Source organism: Siccirubricoccus deserti (genome assembly GCF_014283215.1).
Lineage (GTDB): Bacteria > Pseudomonadota > Alphaproteobacteria > Acetobacterales > Acetobacteraceae > Siccirubricoccus > Siccirubricoccus deserti.
This window is the reverse complement of record NZ_JACOMF010000007.1, coordinates 152,266-174,834: the sequence shown is the minus strand read 5'-3', so window position 1 is coordinate 174,834 and position 22,569 is coordinate 152,266. Positions and strand designations below refer to the sequence as shown.

The window sequence follows — 22,569 nt, the reverse complement described above, 5'->3', positions numbered from 1 at the left end:
TTCAGGCTGACCGTACCTGCCAGTCTAAAGGTCGTGCTCCACAGCGGGCTGCGTTCATGTCTGAACGCCAATCCGCTGTAGGCCGTTGCTCGTGGAGCAGCGTCACGATCAGCGCGTTCACGCCCTCCCGCGACCTGCGCTGGAAGCATCTGGTTCCAGAGCGGTTGCGCTACAGCTCCGGTGCCAGCTCTGCCCAGGGCGCCGCCCGCTCATAGCCGGCGGCAGCGCGATAGATCAGCGCCTCGGAGAAGCTCCGCCCGACCAGCTGCATGCCGATCGGCAGCCCCGCCGCCTTGCTGATGCCGCACATCACGCTCAGCGCCGGATGGCCGGTGACGTTGAAGGGGGTACGGGCCTGGCGCGGATAGGTGCGCTCCACCTCCGCCTCGTCGTCGATCCGGCAGGCCGGGTCCATCGAACTGGCGCAGAGCAGCAGGTCGACCCCGCTGAAGGCTGCCTCCACCGCGGCGATCAACTGAGTGCGGCGGCGCTGCGCCTGGACGTAGTCGGTGCCGGTGATGAACATCCCCGGCATCAGCCGACGGCGGGTGACGGCGGCATAGTCGCCCGGACGGTCGCGCAGCCACGCCTCGTGCACCGCACCAGCCTCGGGCAGCATGATCGCGCGGTTCACCGCGGCGAACTCGCCGAGCGGCGGCAGCACCACGGTGGACAGCGTGGCGCCCTCCGCCGCCAGCAGCGCCGCCGCCGCCTCCAGCGCCGCGGCGACCTCCGGCGTGGCCGGCGTGTCCGTCTCGTGGAAATGCCGGACGAACCCGATTCGCAGCCCACGCAGCCCCTGGTTCAGCGCGCGGGTGTAATCCTCCGCCGCGTGGCGGGCGCTGCCGGGGTCGAGCGGATCATGCCCGGCAATGGCGTTCAGCAGGATGGCGTTGTCGCGCACCGTGCGGGTCATCGGCCCGACATGGTCGAGGGTGAAGGCGAGCGGGAAGACCCCGCGGCGGGAGACCAGCCCATAGGTGGGCTTCAGCCCGACCAGCCCGCAATGGCTGGCCGGATGCCGTACCGAGCCGCCGGTATCGGTGCCGAGCGCCGCCGGCAGCATCCGCCCGCCAACCGCGGCGCCGGAGCCGGAGGAGGAGCCGCCCGGGTGATGCGCCGGGTTCCAGGGGTTGCGGGCCGGCGGGAAAGGCAGATCGAAGGCCGGGCCGCCGAGGGCGAATTCATGCGTCGCGAGCTTGCCGGGAAACACCGCTCCGGCGGCGCGCAGCCGAGCCACCACCGCGGCATCCTCGCCCGCCACCCGGTCGAGCTGCAGCTTCGAATGGCAGGTGGTGGGATGGCCGGCGAGGTCGATGATGTCCTTCAGCCCAACGGGGATACCGTGCAGCGGGCCGCGCGGGCCGCACCGGGCGATCTCTGCCTCGGCCGCCTTCGCATCCCTCATGGCCTCCGCTGGAAGCTGGCGGATGAAGGCGTTCAGCCGCGGCTCGACCGCGGCGATGCGGTCGAGGCAGTCCTGCAGCAGCTCGACCGGCGAGAGCCGGCGGGCGGCGATCAGCGCGGCGGCTTCGGCCAGGGAGAGGCGGTGCGGCGCGCTCACGCGCCGGCTCCGGCAACGGGCGCGGCGTAGGACGGTGTGGGCTCGACGGCATGGGAGGCAGGGCGGCTGAAGCCGCTGCGCAGCCGGGCGGCAACGGCGATCGCCTCGGTCACATCGGCCGGATACTCGGCCCAGGCGCGCTGAACCCCGGCGGCGGCGGCCAGGATGGCGTCCCGGTGGGTGGTGTCTTCCGGCATGGTGAGGTCTCCCGATGGTGCGGTGCGGGAGCCTGCCGGAAAAAAAGCAGGGGCGGAACCCGTCAGGACTCCGTCCCCGAAGAGGGCGCCGGGGAAGCCGGCACTGCCCGGTATTGGGGGGCGGGCAGCGCCGCGGCGCGTTGGGGAGAGAGGCCAATACGCGACCTCGGGGTGAAGCATCGCTGCAAAGGGTTGAGGAATCCTTGGAAGGCGGCGGCGCACCGCGCCTTCGCGGTTCCCAAGGCCGGCCGATTGTGCCATCTGCCTGGGGTCCGGCGGCAGGCCCGTCGTGCAGGGGCGGCACCAACAGGGCGAGCACCATGTACCCGCATCTGACCGGGCCCGGTTCCGGCAACATCCGCAACAGCGAGCATTTCTGCCGGGAACTGCTGCGACGTTTCCCCGGCGCCAGGCTCTGCGTCATTGCCGCAACCACGCCGGCCTGGGCGCTGGAACACACCGGCCCGCTGCTCTGCGTCACCAGGGAGGCGCCGGCGAAGCCTTTCCGCAGTGGCGACTTCGGCTTCCTGCGCGGCGACAGTTCGGCCGAGGCGTTGGCCGCGCTGCGAACCGCGCGGGCGCGCCATGCCGGTGGCTTCGACATCATCTTCATCGACCATGACCATCGGCTGCCGGCGCTGGTCGCACAGGTGAACGCTGCCCTGCCGCTCGCGCATGCGAAGACCGTGTTCCTGTTCGATGACGCGGTGCCACCGACCATCGGCATGGCGGGGCCGGAACCAACCCAGGGCTGGTGGGTGGGAGAGGTCTGGATGCTGGCGCACATGCTGGCGCCCGAAGGGCCGCAGGGCAGGCTCCTCACCTGTGCCTTGCCGCCGACCGGGCTGATGGTGGCGGCCGGCTTCGCGCCGATTGATCCCGCAGCGGTGGACCGGACCCGTGCGGCGATGGCCGGGGTCACCACCGATGCGGCGCTGGCGGAGGTGTCGTCCTACACACGGCACGACATCGCCTTCGATGCCGCCTGCGAGCTGCTGCAGGCGGAGCTGCCGGAGGATGAGGTCCGGGTGGTGCCCTCGACCGGCCATGAGCCGCTGCCGCGCCGCATCCTGGTGCCGCAGCAAGCCTGGCTGAAGCCGCCGCCGGCCTTCGTCTGCAACCTCTCCTCCCATGGGCTCGATCCGCGGCGGCTGTTCGAGGCGCAGCGGCACACCCATGCCAAGATGATCGACAGCTTCGAGGATGCGACGCTGCTCGGCTTCGGCGCCATCATCAAGGACGGGCGTTACTTTCATCGCTACGTGAACAGCGCGGAGCTGATGCTGGCGCGGCTGGCCGACGGCTTCGGCGGCTACAGCAACGAGGCGACCGGCCTGCACCGCTTCGGCGATGCCGTCGTGCTGCCGCGGGAACGGCTGGAGGACCCGGTGGTGCTCGACATGCCGGTGCTGTTCGGCACGCCGGAAGAGCCGCATAACTGGGGCATGTGGCTGCTGATCGGCCTGCCGAGCGCGGCGGAATTCCTGGCCAACCGTGACCGCTATGGGAAGTTCCTCTGCTACGCCGAGCAGCCCTGGCAGCGGCGCCTGCTTGAGATGGTCGGGATCGGTCCTGCCGAGCTGATCCGGCACGACGTGTCGCGCAGCTACCGCTGCTCGGCGCTGCATCTCATCCGGCATTCCGCGCGCGACCTGTTCGTCACCGCCGATGAGCGGGCGATCTTCGCCGCGCTGGCCGACCGCATCGCCCGGCCGCCCGCGACCGGCACGCCGGAGAAGCTCTTCATCTCCCGCCTCACCCGCACCCGGAAGCTCGGCGCCTATCGCGGGATGACCAACGAGGAGGCGCTGATCGAGGGGTTGCAGCACCTCGGCTTCGTCGCGGTGGAGCCCGAATACCTGCCCTTCGAGGAACAGGTTGCGCTATTCCGCAACGCCCGCAGCATCGTCGGCCTCGGCGGCGCGGCGATGTTCAATACCGTGTTCTGCCGGCCGGGGACCAGGGTGGTGACGATCGAGAGCACCCTCACCTTCGTTGACGCCCATACCAACATCTTCGGCTCGCTCGGCCTCGACTACGGGGTGATCCTGGGCGACGAGGACCTCACCGATCCCCGCGCCAGCCAGCGGCGCTGGAGCCTCGACGTGCCGCGGGCGCTGGAGCGGATCGCCGCCTGGAGCTGAGCCCCGGCTTTGCCGTGGGCCTCCCCGGAGCTATGCAGGGGTGGCTACCGACGGAGGGACCATGTCCGCGACGCCACAGGGCTCGCCTGCCACGCTGCCCCTCGCTGGGCTGAAGGTGCTGGAACTCGGCCACTATATCGCCGCGCCCTTCGCCACCCGGCTGCTGGCCGATCTCGGCGCCGAGGTCATCAAGGTGGAACCGCCGGAGGGCGATCCGGTGCGCGGCTGGGGCAGCCAGGTCGATGGCCATGCGGTGTGGTTCAGCGTGCACGGCCGCAACAAGCTCTCGGTCACGCTCGACCTGAAATCCGCCGACGGCAAGGCGAAGCTCCGCCGGTTGGCGGCGCGGGCGGATGCGCTGGTGGAGAATTTCCGCCCCGGCCAGCTGGAACGCTACGGCCTGGGTCCGGCCGATCTGCATCAGGTCAACCCGCGCCTGGTCATTGCCCGCATCAGCGGCTATGGCCAGGACGGGCCGTACCGCGACAAGCCGGCCTTCGGCGCTATCGGCGAGGCGATGGGCGGGTTGCGGCACCTGACCGCCAGCCCCGGCCAGACCGAGCATCCGCCGCCGCGCTGCGGCGTCTCGATCAGCGACGACCTGGCCGGCATGTATGCCGCGATGGGGCTGGTCGCGGCCTGCTGGCAGGTGAAGGGCGATCCGGCGGCAAAGGGCAGGGTGATCGATGTCGACCTGGTCGGCAGCGTGTTCAGCCTGATGGAGGGCATGCTGCCGGAATACGGGCTGTTCGGCTGGGTGCGGCAGCCGCAGGGCGCGGCCATCAAGACCGCGGCGCCGACCAACACCTACCCCTGCGCCGATGGCAAGTGGCTGTGCATCGCCGGCAACTCCGACCTGATCTTCCGTCGGCTGATGGCCGCCATCGGCCGTCCGGAACTCGCCGATGAGCCGCGCTTCGCCAACAATGCCGCGCGCTGCGAGAATGTCGCCGAGCTGGACGCCGCCATCGCAGCCTGGACCCGGACGAAGACCGGCGCCGAGGCCGAGTCCATCCTGGACGCCGCCGAGGTGCCATGCTCCCGCCTGTACGACATGCGCGACTGCGCCGAGGATCCGCATTTCCGCGCCCGTGGGCTGGTGCTGCCGGTGCAGGATCCGCTGCTCGGCGAGGTGCTGCACCCGGCGGCGCCCTTCCGCTTCGATGGGGTCAGCGCGCGCGAGATGGTGCGCTGGACCGGGCCGGCCGCAGGTGCCCACAACGACCATGTGTTCTTGGAATTGCTGAAGGAGCCCGCCGAATGACCGACACCGCCATCCTCTCCGAGGTCGCGCCGCGCGACGGGCTGCAGTCGATCGGCGCTTTCGTCCCCACCGAGACCAAGATCGCCCTGGTCCGCGCCAGCTACGAGGCCGGGCTGCGGCGGATGGAGGTGGGCAGCTTCGTCTCCCCCCGCGCCGTGCCGCAGATGGCCGACACCGCCGAGGTGCTGAAGGCGGCGAAGCAGCTCGAAGGGCTGGAAAGCACCGTGCTGGTGCCCAACCGCAAGGGCTTCGAGCTGGCGATGAATGCCGGCGCCGACCGGCTTGGCCTCTTCATGTCGGCGACCGAGAGCCATAACAAGGCCAACCTCAACCGGCCGCTGGAGGACAGCTTCGCCGATTTGGCGGCAATCGTGCGGGAGGCGCCGAAGGGCACCAGAATCCGCTTCAATCTCTCCTGCGTCTTCCACTGTCCCTTCGAGGGCGTGGTGCCGGAAGCGGCGGCGCTGGCGCTGGTGGAGCGCATCGCGGCGCTCGACCCGGAGATGGAGATCGCCCTGGCCGACACCACCGGCAATGCCGCGCCGGATCAGGTGAGGCGGCTGTTCACCGCGGCCCAGGCCTTCGGTGGCGAGCGCTTCGCCTACCACGGCCATGACACCTACGGCATGGGCATCGCCAATGTTGCCGCGGCCTGGGAGGCGGGGTGCCGGGTGTTCGATGCGGCCTCGGGCGGCATCGGCGGCTGCCCCTTCGCGCCGGGCGCCACCGGCAATGTGGCGATGGAGGATGTGGTCTGGCTGTTCCAGCGGATGGGGGTCGAGACCGGCGTCGATTTCCCCAGGCTGCTGATCGCCGCCGACTACGCCGCCGCGGTGCCCGGGGCGACGCCGGGCGGGGCGATGCGCCGGGTGCCCTCGGTGCGGCAGGCGGCCTGACCGCCCCACGAGGCCAACGCCGCACCGGTGCTACAGCCGGGTATGCGCCTCATGGCCTGCAGGTGGGGGGTGGGCCATGACAACGATAGCGACAGCGACCTATTGGTCGCGGGATTTGGATAGGCTGGCGGCGCGGATGGCGCCTCGCTTCGCCCAGGCGGAGCCGCCGCCACCGAACCCGAGCTTGGGCCGGCGATGCTGGAGCGGGCCTTCACCGCCGGCGTCCCCTGCGCCTGGGTGGCTGGTGACAGCAGCCATGGCGCCGACAGCCGCCTCCGGCATGTCATCGGGGCATGGCAGCGTGGCTATGTGCTGGCAGCCACCTCCGGGCAGCGGCTCAGCGCCGGTGACGGCCCCAAGAGACCGCGCACTAGGCTTGGCGGCCACGCCGGCACGGCGCGAGGCTGGCGGACGCGCATGCTGGTCCGGCGTCGCATCAGCAAGCCAGCCGATCTCACCTACTGCCTGACCCATGCGGCCGAGACGATCACACTGGCCTAATTCGGTCCGGGTGGCCCGCACCCGCTGGACCATCGAGAGTTGCTTTTAGGACAAAGCCAGACGCGCCCTTCACTGGTCTACTTGGCGCAGACGCCGCCAGCAGCGCACCCACCGAGTTCATCGGCACAGACGGACGCACCGTGACCATGCTTGGCCGTAGTACGAAGCGGCCGGGGAGACGGCGATCTCCCCGGCAAGGGCACGGGAGCAACGCCCCCGCGCTGAGGCTCAGCGCCGCCGCGCCGGGGTCCGGGGCGGCGGGGCCGGGGGTGCGGGCGGGGCCGGGGGCGGGGTGTAGTTGACCGTCACTGCGACCCGCATCGTCGCGCCGCCTGGCAGCAGCCGCACCGCAAAGGTATCCGTGCCGCCGAAGGCCGGGTTCGGGAAATAATCCACCCGGGTGTGGTCGCCGACCTTGCGCACCAGCACCCGCCCGTTTGCCGGCCGCGCCGTCACCAGCCCGGCATCGAAGGGCTTCGGCCCGGACTGGGCGACCGAGATGCCGCACCAGCCGCCGTCGTTGCCGACGGTCATCGATACCTCGGCTGGCCGGTCGGGCGAGAGGCTCACCTGCTGCGGCACGGTGCAGCTCTTCGCCGCGCCCTGCAGATCCGTCGCGAAGATCCGTGTGGCCGGGGCAGCGGCTTGCTGCTGCGGCTGCGCGCAGGCGGCTAGGGTGGCGGCCAGGGCGAGGGCGCACCAGGGCTTCATGGGCGGCAGCACCAGACGCCGGCTCATCGTGCCGAGCCCGTGCGGCGGGCGGCGGCCGGACGCGACGCCGCCGGGCGCGGCGCCGGGGCGCCCTCGCAGGCGGTGACGCCGGAGGCCAGCAGATCTTTGCCCGCGGCATAGGGCGCGAGGTCGGAGGGGCCGGTCAGCGACATCACCTCGGCGAACAGCCCGCTGTTGCGTGGGCAATAGTCGCTGCCGAGCTTGTGCGCTTCGGTCGAACGGGCATTCGCCAGGTTGGTGATGAAGATGTCGTTCTGCCGCTGGCCGGCACGGCCATGCACGCGGGAGAAATACTGCCCGAATGCCCGGCCGTTCTGCGCCAGCGTCGGCTGGTAGCGCTGCACGAAAGCGTTGTAGCGGTCTTCCTGCTTGCAGGTGGTGGCGACCACCATCAGTTCGGTCTTCAGCGCCTCCAGCTCGAACACGCTCTGGTCGCTTTCGGCGGTGCAGCGCGGCACGGCGAAGGCCGGCGAGGCCTGCAGCAAGGCTGCGCCGAGGAGCAGCGCGGCAGGCGCCGCGGCGAGGCGGCGCTTCGGCCGCGGTTTCGATTCCGTCATCACTATGCCCTTCCTGGCAGGGATGGACACCCGGGACGTTCCCGCCCCGGCGGGGGCGGATGATTCGACCCAGGCACGGTCCGCCTGCGGTCGCCGTTTCAGCACACTCGGTGAAGCTATGCGAGTGTCTGCGCATGGCGTAACAGTATCTTTCTGCAACCTGCTGGCAACATTCGATTTTGGCTGCCATTTCATTTCAGCAGGTGGTAGTTTGGCAGGCATCGTCGGGGGCAGGGGAGGGGTTCGGGGCAATGCGGGGGGAGCTACCGCACCATCTGCGCCGGTCGGTGCTGTTCGCTCCGCTGCTGCTGGGCGCCTGCGGTACCTCCCGCCGGGTGCCGCCGCGGCCTTCCTCCGGCGGTGCCGACCTGTCCTGCGTGCCCTATGCCCGCGACCGCAGCGGCTTGGCCCTGCGCGGTGACGCCTGGCAGTGGTGGGAGGCCGCGGCCGGCCGGTACCGGCGCGACCGCATGCCGCGGCCCGGCAGCGTGCTGGTGCTGATGCGGACCGCCCGCTTGCCGCAGGGGCACCTGGCGGTGGTGTCGCAGGTGGTCTCGACCCGGGAGATCCGGGTGGACCATGCGAATTGGGCCTCCGGTGCCGCCAAGGGACGGGTCGCGCGGGACCAGCCGGTGGCAGATGTCTCGCCACGCAACGACTGGTCGCTGCTGCGGGTCTGGTATCCGCGGGTCAATGGCTACGGCAGCAGCGCCTACCCCGCCTATGGGTTCATCCATGGGGTGGCGGCATAGCCCCGGCGGCCCGCATCATCGCTCCAGCAGCACCTCCACCCGGCGGTTCGCCTGCCGCCCCTCCGGGTTGTCGCGGCCGTCGACGATGTTGGGCGCCACCGGCTCGCGCTCGCCGCGGCCTTCCACCCGCAGCGGTGGCAGCGCGCCGCCCTGCGCCGCCAGCCAGGCCTGCACCGCTTCCGCCCGGCGGCGCGACAGCGCGTCATTGTAGGCATCGGCGCCCATGCTGTCGGTGTGGCCGATCACCAGCACCGCACGCGGTTGGCGCTGGCGGATGATCTCGGCGACGCGGCCAAGCGCCTGCGCCGCCTCTGGCCGCAGTTCATCCTTGTCGAAGTCGAACAGCACGTCGTTCTGCACGGTCAGGGTGGTGCCGCGCGCCGTCTCGCGCTCCACCACCACATTGGCGCCGGAGATCTCGAAGCCGCCGCCGCGGGGCACTTCCACCGTGCTGCCGTCCGGCCGGGTCAGCACCGCGCCGCGCGGCTCGGGCGGCGGGCGGTCGATGGTGACAGTGCCGGTGGCGCGTTCCTGCGCCCCCAGCGGCAGCGGGAAGAGCAGCAGCGCAACGAGTGGCAGCGCAGCAAGGTGGGTAAGAGGCATCGGCTCTGCACTCCCGGGACATGGAGCAGTGCCGCAACAACGCGCGCCTGCCGCGGGCGACGCCACTGCCCCGGATCAAATCCCGGCATGGCCAGCCGCGTTGCGTCATGGTCGGCCTGCGCGGCGCGACCGCCGGGGCCGGAACGGCGCTTGGAAGGTGCGAAGCGCCGACCGGGCTGGTAATATACGCTGCAGCGCAACATGAAAGCTGAAGAATGCCCCTGAAGGACAGGATGCCGGATCCCGCGACGCCCCCGGGAAGCCGGACCAAGGCCCGGGTCACCGCCATCCCTGGCGACGGGATCGGACCTGAGGTGATGCGTGCCACCCGTCAGGTGCTGGACGCCGCCGGCGCCCGGCTGGAGTGGGAGGAGGCGCTGGCCGGCGCCGAGGCCTTCCGCCGCGGCATCGCCAGCGGCGCCCCGCGCGAGACGCTGGACAGCATCGAGCGTAACGGCGTGGCGCTGAAGGGCCCGCTGGAAACCCCGGTCGGCTACGGCGAGACCTCGGCCAATGTGGCGCTGCGCAAGACCTTCGAGATGTACGGCAACATCCGCCCGGTGCGGGAACTGCCCGGCATCCGCACGCCCTTCAGCGGCCGCGGCATCGACTTCGTCGTGGTGCGGGAGAATGTCGAGGATCTCTACGCCGGCATCGAATACATGCAGACCCCCGGCGTCGCGCTGGGCCTGAAGCTGATCACCGAGCCTGGCTGCGAGCGCATCGTTGGGCTGGCGGCGGCGCTGGCCGCGGCGGAGGGGCGGCGCAAGGTGACGGTCGCCACCAAGGCGAATATCATGAAGCTGACCGAGGGCATGCTGAAGCGGGTCGGCGAACGGGTGCTGATGGAACACCCGGCGCTGCAGCACGAGCACATGATCGTCGATAACTGCGCCCACCAGATGGTCATCCGGCCCGAGCAATTCGATGTCGTGGTGATGACCAACATGAACGGCGACATCCTCTCCGACCTGGCCGCCGGGCTGGTCGGCGGGCTCGGGGTGGCGCCTTCGGCGAACCTCGGCGACCGGGTGGCGATGTTCGAGGCGGTGCACGGCTCGGCACCGCAGATCGCCGGCAAAGGGCTCGCCAATCCGACGGCGCTGCTGCTCTCCTCGCTGATGATGCTGCGCCACATCGGCGATTTCGCCACCGCGCGGCGGGTGGAGCATGCGCTCTACGTGACGCTGGAAGAGGGCAGGGAACTGACCGGCGACATCGCGCGGGAGGGGCCGGGCGCCTCCACCGGAGCCTTCGTCGACCGGGTCATCGCCAATCTGGGGCGGGAGAGTGCGCTGGTGCCGGCGCGGGAATACCGCCCCATCGCGCTGCGGCAATGGCCGCAGGTCACCTGGTCCCGGGCCGTCGCAAGCCGCGAGATGGCCGGCGTCGATGTCTTTATCGAGACCGACCAGGATCCGGAGACCATCGGCGGCAGCCTGGCCGCGATGGCGGAAGGCAGCGCCTTCACCCTGACGGCGATCGGCTCCCGCGGCGCGCAGGTCTGGCCGGCGACCGGCGGCCATAGCTTCCTGGTCGACCAGTTCCGTGCCCGCTTCCTGTTCCGTACGCCGCCCGAGGGCGATGCGACGACGGCGATCACCGATCTGCTGCAACGCATCGGCCGCGAGTACCGCTGGATGCACCTGGAGACGTTGCAGCGCTTCGATGGGGTGGCGGGCTACAGCGTGGCCTGAGGTGCGATGGCGAGGGGAGCATTGCTTCCCTCGCGCTCCCCATCCCAAGGGCCGAAGGGCTCTTGGAACCCTTGAGCTTACAGGCGGTCCGCATCCGAGTGGGACCGCATGGCCGAGGCTGATCCAGGTGGCGCCGTTGAAGGCAGGGCCTTCACCCCTCCACCCGCCGCGCCTGCTCCCGCGCCACCCGCTTCAGCGCGGCGGCGAAGGCCTGCTTCTTCATCGGCAGGGCCGGCTCGGCCGGGGCCGGGCCGGTACCGGGCGCCACGGCCTTGCCGCGCAGGTCGCGGCGGCGCTGGCGGATCAGGTCGCGCGCCCGGTCGTGCATTTCCGTCAGCTGCTGCTCGAGCGCAGCCAGCGCCGCCGTGTCCAGGGCGCGGATCGCCGGATGGTGGCTTTGCGCCACCGCGGCGAATTCCGCCTCGGTCAGCAACTGGCGCTCGGCATTGATCGTCCTCGGCATGATGGTCCTTCCGTTCGGCCCTACACAGGTAGGAAGGGGCCTGCCGTCATGCCGGGCTATCCGTCAACCGGTCAGCTTCGCACCATCGGGCAGCCGCCCTCGCTGAGCGGGCGGAAGGCCTGCTCGCCCGGCACGGTGGCGGCCAGGGTGTAGACGTCGCCGGGGTAGCGGCTTTCGTCGGGCTTCTTCACCTGCAGCAGGTAGGCCGGGTGGATCTTGCGGCCGTCCTCGCGAATGGTGCCGCGGCCGAAGGCGTCGTCGTCGGTCGGCATGCGCTTCATCTGCGCCACCACCTCCCGCCCGCTGGCCTTGGCCCGGGCAACGCCCATCTCCTTCACCGCCTTCAGGTAGTGCAGCACGCCGGAGTAGTTGGCGGCGTGCACGTAGTTCGGCCAGACATTGGCCGGCAGCTTCGACCGCACCCGGGCAGTGAAGGCGCGGGTCCGCTCATCCATGTCCCACCAGAAGGTTTCGGCGATGTACATTCCCTGCATGGTCGGCAGCCCCGCCGCGACCACGCCGGTGATGGAGCCGATGATGGCGGCCAGGCGCATGCTGCGGGTCAGTCCGAATTCCTGCGCCTGCTTCACGCAGTTGATCAGGTCGTCGCCCGCCATGGCAAGGCCGAGCACCTTGGCGCGCGATGCCTGCGCCTGCAGCAGGAAGGCGGAGAAATCGGTGGTTTGCGGGAAGGGATAGCGGGAGGCGCCAATCATCTTCCCGCCGGCGGCCTCGATGAAGCGGTTGGTGTCGCGCTCAACCGCATGGCCGAAGGCGTAGTCAGCGGTGATGAAGTACCAGCTGTCGCCGCCCATCCGCGTCAGCGCCGTGCCGGAGGTATTGGACAGGCACCAGGTGTCGTAGGACCAGTGCAGGCTGTTCGGCGTGCAGGCCCGCCCGGTGAGGTCCGAGGTGCCGGCGGAGGCGTTGAGGTGGATGCGATCCTTCTCGACGCAGATCGGGTTGATGCCAAGGGCGATGGCGCTGTTGCCAACGTCGGTCACCAGATCCACGCCGCGCTGGTCGAACCACTGCCGCACGGTGTTGATGCCGACATCCGGCTTGTTCTGGTGATCGGCGACGATGACCTCGACGCGAATGTCCGGATTCTGCGCGGTGAACTCCTCCACGGCCTGTCGGACGCAGGCGACGGAGGTGGGGCCGGTGACGTCGCGGTAGGGGCCGGCAAGATCGGTCAGCACGCCAATGCGGATCGGCTCGGCGGTCTGGGCAAGCAGCGTCGGCAAGGGCAGCAGGCTGGCGGCCGTGGCGAGGGCCGCGCGGCGGGTCAGGCGCATGGACGAACTCCCTGATCGGCCGGCCATTCGCGGCCCGCCTTCCGGCCGAGCCTAGAGCGGATCGCGGAGGGATGTGAATCCACTCTGCAAACAGCAGGCGGAGCGGAGCAGCGTTCTGACCTGCGCGCAATCCGGCGCTGCCTCGGCAGGAGCAGTGGACCACGGCCGGAACAGACCAAAATATGAGCAAACACTGCCACAATTAGGCTAAAATATAGACGAAAATTGCAATTTGCCTAAATAAAAATCATGACCTTAGTCTTGCTCGTCCTGGCCATGAGGAGGTCGTGCTGTGCAACCGCCTGACCCGTCGCATCCCGCTCTCCGGTGCGGTCGCAACCTTGTCCGAGCAGGCCTCGGCACGCCTCGTCGCCCATGACCTCGGCGCGCGGCTGAAGGGCTGCATCCAGGCGCGATCCTGGATGCTGGACCGCAGGTCCCGATCCCGCGCCGCTCACCATGACCCCAACCGGAGACTGCCCGACCATGACCATGACCATGACCATCGGCCGCCGCGGCCTGCTCGGCAGCCTCGCCACGGCGGGAATGCTGCAAGCGACACTCCCCTGGGACCTCGCCCTCGCTCAGGGCACCCCCGGCACCAATCTCCGCATCGGCATGACCGCCAGTGCCGTGCCGCTGCCGAACGGCATGCCGGACCAGGGCGCCGAGGGGCATCGCTTCATGGGCATCACCCTCTACGACCATCTGGTCGCCTGGGACCTTTCGGTCAGCGACCGGCCGGCGCCGCTCCGCCCCGGCCTCGCCACCGAATGGCACACCGATCCGGCCGATCCGAAACGCTGGATCTTCACCATCCGCGAGGGCGTGAAGTTCCATGACGGCAAGATCCTGGACGCCGAGGATATCGCCTTCTCCTATGACCGTTGCTTCAAGAACGACGCGCCGCATTACGATGCGCGCGGCTCCGCCCAGGTGCGCAGCCGCATGCCGACCATTTCCAGGTGGTATGCCGAGGGGCCACGGATCTTCGTCATCGAGACCAGCGTGGTGGACAGCATGGTGCCCTATGGCGCCACCTGGGTCGGCATCACCCATCGCGGCGCCTGGGAGGCCGCCGGCCGCGACAACGACAGGATGCTGAACCAGCCGGTCGGCACCGGCCCCTTCAAGCTGGAGAGCTTCAGTTTCCGCGAGCGCGCCGTGCTGGTCCGCAACCCCGACCACTGGGAGGCCCGCCGCATCCCCAAGCTTGGCCGGGTCACGCTGATCCCGCTGCCTGAGGCCAATACAAGGGTCGCCGCGCTGCGCTCCAGCCAGGTGGATTTCATCGAGGCGCCGCCGCCCGACTCCATCCCCTCGCTGCGCCAGGCCGGCTTCCAGATCGTCACCAACCAGTATGGCCACAACTGGACCTGGCATTTCTCGCTGCGTGACGGTTCGCCCTGGCGCGACATTCGCGTCCGCCGCGCCGCCAACTTGGCGATCGACCGGGAGGCGATGAAGGGCATGCTCGCGGGCACCATGCTGGAAGGCGGCGGACTGGTGCCGGTCGGTGGCCCGTGGAACCCGGTGCGCAGCCCCCGGCTAGCCTATGACGCCGCCGCCGCCCGCAAGCTGCTGACGGCAGCCGGCATCACCCCGCGCACGCCGCTGCGTACCAAGGTCGCCATCTCCGCCTCCGGCTCGGGCCAGATGCAGGTGCTGGCGATGAACGAGGCGCTGCAGCAGCAGCTCAAGGACGTCGGCATCGAGATCACCTTCGAGGTGTTCGAGTGGAACACCCTGCTCTCGACCTGGCGCGAGGGCGCCGGAGTGCCGGCGGTGCGCGGCTGCGATGCGATCAATGTCAGCTACACCGCGCTCGATCCCTATACCGCGATGATCCGCCTGCTGAAGTCGGATCTGGTCCCGCCGCGCGCCAACAACTGGGGCTACCTGAACGACCCGGGCTACGACGCCATCATCGAGCGCATCTACCAGACCTTCGAAACCGCCGCGCAGGATGCGCTGATCAAGCAGCTGCACGACAAGGTGCTGGATGACGCGCTGTTCCTCTTCGTCGCGCATGACATGAACCCGCGCGCGATGAGCCGGCAGGTGAAGGGCTTCGTCCAGGCGCAAAGCTGGTTCCAGGACCTGACGCCGATCAGCCTGTAGAATGCGGGCCGGGTGCGGTTGATCCCGATTGATCAACCGCACCCTCATTGGGCGGCGCGCCACATTCCCGAGTCCCGTGGAGGTTGCGCAGCAACACCGATGGGCACCGTCGCGCCCCGGCATGCATGCAACACTTATGTCGCCAGCATCAGCGCTCCGGCAGCCAGATCTCCAGCGTCTGCGGTGCCGGCGAGGGCTCGAAGTTGCGGAAGTCCTGGATCGCCCAGCCGCGGCCGAGCCGCCCGGCCAGCCGCGCCGCGGCGCCGGCATCCTCGGCATGGAAATAGCGCACGACCCGCTGCGCCGGCACCGATTGCACCGTCCGCAGGTCGCTCACCTCGAAGCCCGAGTCGCGCAGCAGCGCCGCTGCCGTGCTGGCTGCCTCGGCCGCGGCGGGGGAGCCACCGCGGTAATGCACGAAGACGCGTGGTCCGGAGGCAAGGGCGGCGGCCGGTTCGGGCCGTGCCGGTCGGGCTGGCGGTGCGGCGGCCACGGCGGCTACCTCCCGCCGTGCCTGGGCCTCGCGGACCGCCGCTTCGCGCGCGACATCCCGCGGCGTTGGCTCACGCGGACCAGCTTCGCGCGGGGCAGGATCGCGCTGGCTGGCGTCGCGTTGGGCGGCCGCAAGTTGCGCCTCGGCCGCGACCCGGGCACGGGTGAGGGCATCCAGCCGGGCCTGCTCGGTGGCGATCGCCTGGCGCAGCGCCGCGAGCTGCTCGGTCAGCGCCGGACTTGACGGTTGGACCGATTCAGCCGGCGGTGCCACGGGGGCTGGGGCGGGACGCAGGGCGAGCCCCAGGATCATGCCACCCAGACCGGCGGTCAGCACCAGGCCAAACCCGGCCAGCACCGACCGCAGGCGGCGTCGAGGCGGCCGCAACAGCGGTGGTGGCGGAGCGCGCTCCGTCCGCGGTAGCCGGAAGGCGCGATCCGCCCCGCGTGCCCGGATCGTCGGACTCAGTGCGGTTCGCCGGCCTCGGTCGGCACGGCATGCGACGTACCCAGCGGGCCCAGCGCATCCGGGGCGACTGCCCCATGTGCGGCCTGGCTCTGGGCAGCGAGTGCACGGGCCATCTGACTCAGCGCCTCCTGATGCTTCTCATTGTCGATAAGAGCGAAATTGCGCGCCAGTTCCAGGCACATGCGCTGCCGCGGCGAAACTTCATGAGGCTCGGTCTCGGCCGACAGCCCATCGAAGAACCAGGATACGGCGACGCCGAGGACCTGGGCAATCTCGAACAGCCGCCCGGCCGAAATGCGGTTCAGGCCGCGCTCGTATTTGTGAGCTTGCTGATATGTAACGCCGATCATCCTGGCGAGTTGTTGCTGCGACAGGCCCATCATGACCCGGCGTTCGCGGATGCGGGCCCCGACATGCCGGTCTGCTGCGTTCGCGCGCTGGCCGGGCTTCACCGGTCCCTTGGTGCCGGCCTCGTCGCGACGCGACTCACCCGTCTGAGTGGTTGCCATGCGGTTGTCCTCGATCCCTGAGTGTCTTACCAGGGAATGCTCAGGGACTGTCGGTGTTCCACCGGAACGCGTGACGATCCCGTGATGGAACCCATCCCGCTGCAACTCACCCTTTGCGCGTGCTGTTCGCCGCGTTCCTTTGGGCTTCGGCGAGTTGCTGGCGAAGCTGTTCAACCTCCGCTCGCAGCGCTTCTACCGTCTGCCCGTTGTTCGGTGGGCGGAAGGGAGCAAACAGGCTCATGGCCCGTTCCAGCATCGCCATATTCTGCTTACCGAGCTCCTCGAGGCCTGGGAAGGGCAGGAAGCCGCCCATCGCCTGCTCCATGGACTGGCGCATCTGTACCTGCTGGCGGGCGAAGCCGGCCATCGCGGTTTCCAGGTAGCGCGGCAGCACCGCCTGCAGGCTGTCGCCGTAGAAGCCGATCAACTGCCGAAGGAAGCTTTCCGGCAGCAGGCTGCGGCCGCCCTTGGCCTCCTCCTCGACGATAATCTGGGTGAGAACGGAGCGGGTGATGTCCTCACCCGACTTGGCGTCGAACACCACGAAGTTACGGCCCAGCCGGACCATCTTGGCCAGATCCTCCAGCGTCACGTAACTGGAGGATTCCGTATTATAGAGGCGGCGATTGGCGTATTTCTTGACCACCACCGGCGGGGCTTCGGGGGACGCCGTGGGGTTGACCGCGGCTTCGGCGCGGGCGGTGCTGTCGGCCATGGGATTCCGCTGATGTTGAGGCGTCTCTTATGGCGCGAGCCTAGCACGCCGGGATGCCGCCTGCGGAAGTCGGATTTTTGCAGCGCACAGTATGGCGGAATTATGATGGCTTGCTTGGCTGCTGACCACCCGCTTGCGATTAGCCCGGGCCGGCGGAACCGGGGGAATCAGGAGGCCGATGATCCTCTTCCAGTTGCATCTCCGGGGCTGTCCGGCCAGGTGGCGACGGCGCTATGCTCAGCCGGATGGTCGCGGTGCCCGCGCGGGGCGCGTGACCCAGGGTGCAGGCCGGAACGGGATGAGCAGGGCGAAAGACGAGGAATGCAACCCCGAGCTCGATCGGCTGGCAGAGGATTGGGTGGCGTTGTGGCAATCGGAACTCGCCGGCCTCGCCGCCGATCCCGAGTTCTCGGCGCTGTCCCGGCACTGGCTGAACCTCGGGCTGGGCTGGTGGTGGGTGCTGCAGCGCGCCTCGCCGCCGTGGCATGACCAGCCCGTGGCTTCGCCGCGGCCCGCGGCCGCTGCTGCTGCACCTGGGGTTGGCGGCGGCGCGGGCCTGGGCGGCGCTGGGCGCGATCCCGGGCCCCCTCATGCTGAACCACCCGACCCCGGCGAGATCGAACGGCTCCGCGACCGGCTTGCCGAGCTGGAATCCCGCCTTGCCGCGCTCGAAGGCCGGGCGGCAGGAGGCGGCGCGGATCACCGCCGCCCTCGCCGCCGGCGGACACGCGCCTGAGGCCTTCCACGCCGCGGTATTGCGGGTGCTGCGGCGCCAGGATGCGGCGCTGCTGAATGGCGTCGCCGGCTATCGCCGCCACCCGCAGCGGCGGGAGATGGCGGAGCCGCCGGTGGTCTGGGCGGAAGGCGGCAGCCGGCTGCTGGATTATGGCGGGGGCGACGATGGCCCGGCGGTGCTGGTGGTGCCCTCTCTGGTCAATCGCGCCGATGTGCTGGATCTGCTGCCCGAAGCCTCATGCCTGCGATACCTGGCGGCGCAGGGTGCCCGGGTGCTGCTGCTGGACTGGGGCACGCCGGGCGAGGCCGAACGCGGCTTCAGCCTGACCGACTACGTGGCCGGCAGGCTGGAACGGGCGTTGCTGGCCGCGGCGGACCTGACCGGGGGCAGACTGGTGCTGGTCGGCTATTGCATGGGCGGGCTGCTGGCCCTTGCGGTGGCGCAGCGGCGGCCGAAGCAGCTCGCGGCCCTCGCGCTCTGGGCGACACCCTGGGATTTCTGGGCGGAGGAGGAGGCGGCGCCACGCGCCCTGGCCACGCTGCTGCCGGCGCTGGAGCCACTGCTGGAGGCGACTGGCACCTTGCCGGTCGATGCCATCCAGACCCTCTTCGCCGGGCTGGACCCCTTTGCCATCGGTGAGAAGTACCGTGCCTTCGCCCGGCTGGACCCGACCAGCCCGCGTGCCCGGCGCTTCGTCGCGCTGGAGGATTGGCTGAACGACGGGGTGCCGCTGGCCGCCCCGGTGGCGCGGGAATGCCTTGCTGGCTGGTACGGCGCCAATACCCCGATGCGTGGCGCCTGGCGGATCGCCGGCGAGGCGGTGACGCCGGCCCGGCTGGCGCTGCCGGCCTTCCTGGCGATTCCGTCGCGCGACCGGATCGTGCCGCCCGCCGCGGCGCTGGCGCTGGCGCCGTTGCTGCCGCGGGCCCAGGTGCACCGGGCGGCGGCCGGGCATGTCGGCATGGTCGCCGGCAGCACGGCGGACGCGGCGCTTTGGACACCTTTCCTGGCTTGGCGCGCATCCCTGCCCATATAGGCCGCCTGCTTGTAGCGGTCCGGGTGCCGGTCCAGACTGCACCGCAGCACGATAACCGGGTGGGAGAAACCCCTGTCATGACTGACATCGTCATCGCCAGCGCCGCGCGCACGCCGGTCGGCAGCTTCAATGGTGCCTTCGCCTCGCTGCCCGCGCATGTACTCGGCACCGTCGCCATCCAGGCGGCCCTGGCCCGGGCCGGGGTGAAGCCGGAGGAGGTAAATGAGGTGATCCTCGGCCAGATCCTGACCGCCGGCGGTGGGCAGAACCCGGCCCGCCAGGCCGCCATCGCCGCCGGCATTCCCGCCAGTGCCACCGCCTTCGGCATGAACCAGCTCTGCGGCAGCGGGCTGCGCGCCGTGGCGCTGGCGGCCCAGCAGATCGCCACCGGCGATGCCAGCATCGTCGTCGCCGGCGGCCAGGAGAGCATGACCCAGGCGCCCCACGCCGCTAACCTCCGCGCCGGGCAGAAGATGGGCGATCTGGCGATGGTCGACACCATGCTGCGGGACGGGCTGATGGATGCCTTCCACGGCTACCACATGGGCAATACCGCGGAAAACGTCGCGCAGAAATACCAGCTCACCCGCCAGGAACAGGACGAGTTCGCCGCCGCCAGCCAGCGCAAGGCCGGCGAGGCGATGAAGGCCGGCCGCTTCAAGGACGAGATCGCACCGGTGACGGTGAAGGGCCGCAAGGGTGATACGGTGTTCGAGACCGACGAATACCCGAAGCCGGAAACCACCATCGAGGTGCTGGCCAAGCTCCGCCCGGCCTTCGCCAAGGACGGCACCGTCACCGCCGGCAATGCCAGCGGCATCAACGACGGCGCCGCGGCGCTGGTGGTGATGTCGGCCGAGGAGGCGAAGCGGCGCGGCATCCGGCCGATGGCACGGATCGTCTCCTGGGCGACGGCCGGCGTCGACCCCGCCATCATGGGCACCGGCCCGATCCCGGCCAGCCGCCGCGCGCTGCAGAAGGCCGGCTGGGACATCGCCACCCTGGACCTGATCGAGGCGAACGAGGCCTTCGCCGCGCAGGCCTGCGCGGTGAACAAGGATCTCGGCTGGGACCCGGCGAAGGTGAACGTCAACGGCGGCGCCATCGCCCTCGGCCACCCGATCGGCGCCAGCGGCGCGCGGGTGCTGAACACGCTGCTGTTCGAGATGCAGCGGCGGGAGGCGAAGCGTGGCCTGGCGACGCTGTGCATCGGCGGCGGCATGGGCGTGGCGATGTGCGTCGAACGGCCGAACTGACACTGGGATAGGGGCAGGCTTCACCGGGGAGGGTCGCCGCGGTGAGGCATCCCGCTCCCGGGCCAGGGTTCTGAAGCGGCATCCTCTGGCCGAGGTAGCGGAGCGGTGGCAGGGTGTCGGCCGGGGTTTTGGTGTGCACCGGAAACCGTTCCGCAGCCCGTGCGCGACATTTCCTGGCATGCCGATGCCGCGGTGCCATATAGGGCGTCAGACACCACGCGCATTCCGCATCCGGAGCGAGAACGACCGCCATGAGCGCCGACCACGACATGCCTCGGCCGGTCGAGACCCTGCTGGCCACGCGGGAGTTGGCGGAGGCGCTGGAAAGCGAGCAATTCCGCCGCTTTCTCGACCACATCCCGGTGGCCGTCGTGGTTGCCAAGGTGGCGGACGAGGAGCGCATCGTCTACGCCAACCCGGAATTCGAGCGGCTGTCCGGCCAGGATTGCGCCGCCGTCGAGGACCAGCCCTGGAGCGTGCTGGCCGGCGAGCGCGAGGGTGATCCGGCCGGCCCGCCACTTGGCGCCGCAGTGCTTGCCGGCAGCGAGCATCTCGGCACCTTCCGCATCGCGCGTGGCGCGGCCGAACCCGCCATCGTCGATGCCTATGTCAACCTCATAGAGGATGACGCCGGCGTGTCGGTGTTCCGCTTGGTCGCACTGGTCGATGCCGGCCGCATCATCGAGGCGCAGCGCGAGACGCTGATGCAGGAACTGCATGAGCGCGATGTGCTGTTGCAGGAGATGCAGCACCGGGTGAAGAACAACCTGCAGATGGTCACCGCCCTGATCCGCATTGAGGCGCGCAACGCCGCCCGGGGCACCGACATGGACGGCGCCTTCGACCGGCTCGCCGGGCGGATCGAGGCGCTGCAGCTGCTGTACCAGGCGTTGGCCAATGACGGCCGCGATGGCGAGGTGGACCTCGGCACCTATCTCAGCCAGGTCGCCTCCGCGGTGATGCGGGCGCATGCCGAGGAGGGGGTCCGGCTCGAGCTCAAGGTCGATGCTTGGCCCGTCTCGGTGAATGTGGCGATGCCGGCCGGGCTGGTGGTGAACGAGCTGCTGACCAATGCGCTGAAGCACGCCTTCGTCGGGCGCGATGGCGGCACCATCACCTTGCACAGCCTGATCGATGCCACGGGCTGCACGGTGGTGGTCGCGGATGACGGCAACGGGCTGCCGGACGGCGTGGAATGGCCGCGGAGCGGCCGGCTCGGCGCCTTGATCGTGCAGTCGCTGCGGCAGAATGCGCGGGCGCGGCTGGATGTGGAATCGGCCCTGGGTGAGGGCACCCGCGTCACCATCCGCTTCAGCCGCGCCGCCGCCGCACCGCAGACGGCGGCTTAGGCCTCGCCCCGCTTCAGCAGAAATGCGCGCCGCGGGTCTCCACCGGGACCATGTAGATCGACTGGCTCGCGGTCATGTACAGGTGGTTGCGCCGGGCGCCACCGAAGCAGATGTTGGCGCAGATCTCCGGCGGCTTGATCAGCCCGATGCGCTGGCCGTCCGGGGCGAAGACATGCACGCCGTCATAGCCATCGCCAACCCAGCCGGCGCCGACCCACAGGTTGCCGGCCTCGTCGCAGCGGACGCCGTCGCCGAAACCGGATTTGCCGTCCATCTCCATGTCGCAGAAGCTGCGCGGGTTGCGCAGCCGGGGACCATCGACGTCATAGGCCCAGATGATGTTCTTCGCCTGGTCGTAGTGCGTCCTGCCGCTGTCCGCGACATAGAGCCGGCGGTAGTCAGGTGAGAAGCACAGCCCGTTCGGCTTGAACGGCTCATCCGCCACCTTCGTGACCTGTCCGGATTGCCCGTCGATCCGGTAGATCGCTTCCTTGATGAAGGGGCGCGGGCTGTTGGCGGACTCCGGCGTGCGGTTGCCTTCATAGTTCATCAGCGCGCCATAGCCGGGGTCGGTGAACCACACCGCGCCATCCTCGGGATGCACCACGCCGTCGTTCGGCGCGTTGAACGGCCCATCCGGTCCGCGCGCCGCCAGCACGGTGGTGGTGCCATTCGGCTCGTAGCGCAGCACGTCGCGGTTGAAGTGGCGGAAGGCGATCTGCCGCCCCTCGCGGTCGAAGGTGTTGCCGTTGGAGAAGCCGGAGGGGCTGCGGAAGCGGCGGTGGATGCTGTGGTCTTCCTCCACCAGCCGCAGGCATTCGTCGTTCGGGATGTCCGACCAGATGAGGAAGCGGCCGTTGGCGTGCCAGGCCGGGCCTTCCGCCCAGCCGTAGCCGGTGCCGAGGCGGCGGATAGCCGTATTGCCGAGCTTGGCGGTGAAGCGCTTCGGATCGATCGCCACGATATCCGCATCAGGGTAGCGCGCCGGTGCGGCGCCGCGATTATAGCTGCGCTGGGCATGCGCCGGGATGGCGGCGCCGGCGGCGAGCGCGCCGCCAAGCACGCCGCGGCGCGTGGCGGCAGGAAGCTCTGGCATCGGTCTCCTCCCTTTGGGCCGGAACGGCGGCCGCGGGGAGGGTGGCATGTGCGGCGTGGTCGCGTGCAAGCTTGGCCTGTCGCGGGCAGTGTCGCGACTGCGTGTGCCAATCCGTCAGCTTG

The 22,569-nt window shown here is 70.0% G+C and carries 22 protein-coding genes; 11 read left to right on the top strand and 11 right to left on the bottom strand.

Translation table 11 applies throughout. The features are described from left to right. Window positions 1-169 precede the first annotated feature (169 nt). Together H7965_RS08915 and H7965_RS30325 are read right to left on the bottom strand one after the other, a co-directional pair. The gene (locus tag H7965_RS08915; protein ID WP_222440525.1) at window positions 170-1,564 is read right to left on the bottom strand and encodes an amidase; all 1,395 of its coding nucleotides are present in this window, start codon (window positions 1,562-1,564) and stop codon (window positions 170-172) included. Further along, window positions 1,561-1,761, bottom strand: a complete 201-nt coding sequence (locus H7965_RS30325; protein ID WP_222440524.1) for a hypothetical protein — start codon at window positions 1,759-1,761, stop codon at window positions 1,561-1,563. Before H7965_RS30325 ends, H7965_RS08915 begins: the two co-directional genes overlap by 4 nt. Window positions 1,762-2,081: 320 nt before the next feature. Here H7965_RS30325 and H7965_RS08910 point away from each other — a divergent pair, with 320 nt between their 5' ends. The 4 genes from H7965_RS08910 to H7965_RS08895 all read left to right on the top strand — a co-directional run bounded on the left by H7965_RS08910 (window position 2,082) and on the right by H7965_RS08895 (window position 6,566). Continuing rightward, window positions 2,082-3,905 carry a glycosyltransferase family 61 protein gene (locus H7965_RS08910; protein WP_186770212.1) on the top strand — a complete coding sequence of 608 codons (1,824 nt, stop codon included), beginning with the start codon at window positions 2,082-2,084 and terminating at the stop codon, window positions 3,903-3,905. Between the two features lie 61 nt (window positions 3,906-3,966). Beyond that, a complete protein-coding gene (locus tag H7965_RS08905) occupies window positions 3,967-5,169 on the top strand; it encodes a CaiB/BaiF CoA transferase family protein (protein ID WP_186770211.1) in 1,203 nt (400 codons plus the stop codon). Beyond that, entirely contained in the window at window positions 5,166-6,065 is a 900-nt protein-coding gene (locus tag H7965_RS08900; RefSeq protein WP_186770210.1) for a hydroxymethylglutaryl-CoA lyase, read from the top strand. The genes H7965_RS08905 and H7965_RS08900 overlap by 4 nt, the downstream gene beginning before the upstream one ends. A 195-nt stretch (window positions 6,066-6,260) precedes the next feature. Next, on the top strand, window positions 6,261-6,566 hold the full coding sequence (locus tag H7965_RS08895) for a hypothetical protein (protein WP_186770209.1): 306 nt from the start codon (window positions 6,261-6,263) through the stop codon (window positions 6,564-6,566). 228 nt (window positions 6,567-6,794) lie between these two features. On the opposite strand, the gene H7965_RS08890 is transcribed toward H7965_RS08895, so the two are convergent. Continuing rightward, window positions 6,795-7,304 (bottom strand): hypothetical protein, encoded by a 510-nt coding sequence (locus H7965_RS08890; protein WP_186770208.1) that lies wholly within the window; start codon window positions 7,302-7,304, stop codon window positions 6,795-6,797. Continuing rightward, window positions 7,301-7,855: a hypothetical protein gene (locus tag H7965_RS08885; RefSeq protein WP_186770207.1), complete on the bottom strand. Its 555-nt coding sequence runs from the start codon at window positions 7,853-7,855 to the stop codon at window positions 7,301-7,303. Before H7965_RS08885 ends, H7965_RS08890 begins: the two co-directional genes overlap by 4 nt. A gap of 251 nt (window positions 7,856-8,106) precedes the next feature. On the opposite strand from H7965_RS08885, the gene H7965_RS08880 reads away from it, so the two are divergent. Next, window positions 8,107-8,607: a CHAP domain-containing protein gene (locus H7965_RS08880; RefSeq protein ID WP_229682543.1), complete on the top strand. Its 501-nt coding sequence runs from the start codon at window positions 8,107-8,109 to the stop codon at window positions 8,605-8,607. A gap of 15 nt (window positions 8,608-8,622) precedes the next feature. Here H7965_RS08880 and H7965_RS08875 read toward each other — a convergent pair whose 3' ends face one another. Beyond that, entirely contained in the window at window positions 8,623-9,210 is a 588-nt protein-coding gene (locus tag H7965_RS08875) for an OmpA family protein (protein ID WP_186770206.1), read from the bottom strand. 215 nt (window positions 9,211-9,425) lie between these two features. On the opposite strand from H7965_RS08875, the gene H7965_RS08870 reads away from it, so the two are divergent. Continuing rightward, complete coding sequence (locus tag H7965_RS08870; RefSeq protein WP_315898683.1) at window positions 9,426-10,907, top strand: NADP-dependent isocitrate dehydrogenase; 1,482 nt, start codon at window positions 9,426-9,428, stop codon at window positions 10,905-10,907. 151 nt (window positions 10,908-11,058) lie between these two features. On the opposite strand, the gene H7965_RS08865 is transcribed toward H7965_RS08870, so the two are convergent. Together H7965_RS08865 and H7965_RS08860 are read right to left on the bottom strand one after the other, a co-directional pair. After that, the gene (locus H7965_RS08865; RefSeq protein WP_186770205.1) at window positions 11,059-11,370 is read right to left on the bottom strand and encodes a hypothetical protein; all 312 of its coding nucleotides are present in this window, start codon (window positions 11,368-11,370) and stop codon (window positions 11,059-11,061) included. A gap of 71 nt (window positions 11,371-11,441) precedes the next feature. After that, window positions 11,442-12,668 carry an ABC transporter substrate-binding protein gene (locus tag H7965_RS08860; RefSeq protein ID WP_186770204.1) on the bottom strand — a complete coding sequence of 409 codons (1,227 nt, stop codon included), beginning with the start codon at window positions 12,666-12,668 and terminating at the stop codon, window positions 11,442-11,444. A 486-nt stretch (window positions 12,669-13,154) separates the two neighbouring features. Here H7965_RS08860 and H7965_RS08855 point away from each other — a divergent pair, with 486 nt between their 5' ends. Continuing rightward, window positions 13,155-14,789, top strand: coding sequence for an ABC transporter substrate-binding protein (locus H7965_RS08855; RefSeq protein WP_186770203.1), 1,635 nt, complete (start codon window positions 13,155-13,157; stop codon window positions 14,787-14,789). Between the two features lie 148 nt (window positions 14,790-14,937). Here the strand turns inward: H7965_RS08855 and H7965_RS08850 are convergent, their stop codons facing one another. From H7965_RS08850 to phaR, 3 genes are all read right to left on the bottom strand, one after another. Next, window positions 14,938-15,618: a hypothetical protein gene (locus H7965_RS08850; protein ID WP_186770202.1), complete on the bottom strand. Its 681-nt coding sequence runs from the start codon at window positions 15,616-15,618 to the stop codon at window positions 14,938-14,940. A 128-nt stretch (window positions 15,619-15,746) separates the two neighbouring features. After that, on the bottom strand, window positions 15,747-16,259 hold the full coding sequence (locus H7965_RS08845; protein WP_186770201.1) for a helix-turn-helix domain-containing protein: 513 nt from the start codon (window positions 16,257-16,259) through the stop codon (window positions 15,747-15,749). Window positions 16,260-16,365: 106 nt separating this feature from the next. Next, the gene (gene phaR / locus H7965_RS08840; protein WP_186770200.1) at window positions 16,366-16,974 is read right to left on the bottom strand and encodes a polyhydroxyalkanoate synthesis repressor PhaR; all 609 of its coding nucleotides are present in this window, start codon (window positions 16,972-16,974) and stop codon (window positions 16,366-16,368) included. A gap of 178 nt (window positions 16,975-17,152) precedes the next feature. On the opposite strand from phaR, the gene H7965_RS30810 reads away from it, so the two are divergent. The 4 genes from H7965_RS30810 (at window position 17,153) to H7965_RS08825 (ending at window position 21,351) form a co-directional block, all read left to right on the top strand. Further along, complete coding sequence (locus H7965_RS30810) at window positions 17,153-17,710, top strand: coiled-coil domain-containing protein (RefSeq protein WP_229682541.1); 558 nt, start codon at window positions 17,153-17,155, stop codon at window positions 17,708-17,710. Beyond that, window positions 17,634-18,746, top strand: coding sequence for an alpha/beta fold hydrolase (locus tag H7965_RS08835; protein WP_229682540.1), 1,113 nt, complete (start codon window positions 17,634-17,636; stop codon window positions 18,744-18,746). Before H7965_RS30810 ends, H7965_RS08835 begins: the two co-directional genes overlap by 77 nt. Before the next feature lie 77 nt (window positions 18,747-18,823). Next, entirely contained in the window at window positions 18,824-20,002 is a 1,179-nt protein-coding gene (locus H7965_RS08830; RefSeq protein WP_186770198.1) for an acetyl-CoA C-acetyltransferase, read from the top strand. Window positions 20,003-20,253: 251 nt separating this feature from the next. After that, complete coding sequence (locus H7965_RS08825) at window positions 20,254-21,351, top strand: sensor histidine kinase (protein ID WP_186770197.1); 1,098 nt, start codon at window positions 20,254-20,256, stop codon at window positions 21,349-21,351. Window positions 21,352-21,364: 13 nt separating this feature from the next. Here the strand turns inward: H7965_RS08825 and H7965_RS08820 are convergent, their stop codons facing one another. Beyond that, on the bottom strand, window positions 21,365-22,447 hold the full coding sequence (locus H7965_RS08820; RefSeq protein WP_186770196.1) for an SMP-30/gluconolactonase/LRE family protein: 1,083 nt from the start codon (window positions 22,445-22,447) through the stop codon (window positions 21,365-21,367). Window positions 22,448-22,569 lie beyond the last annotated feature (122 nt).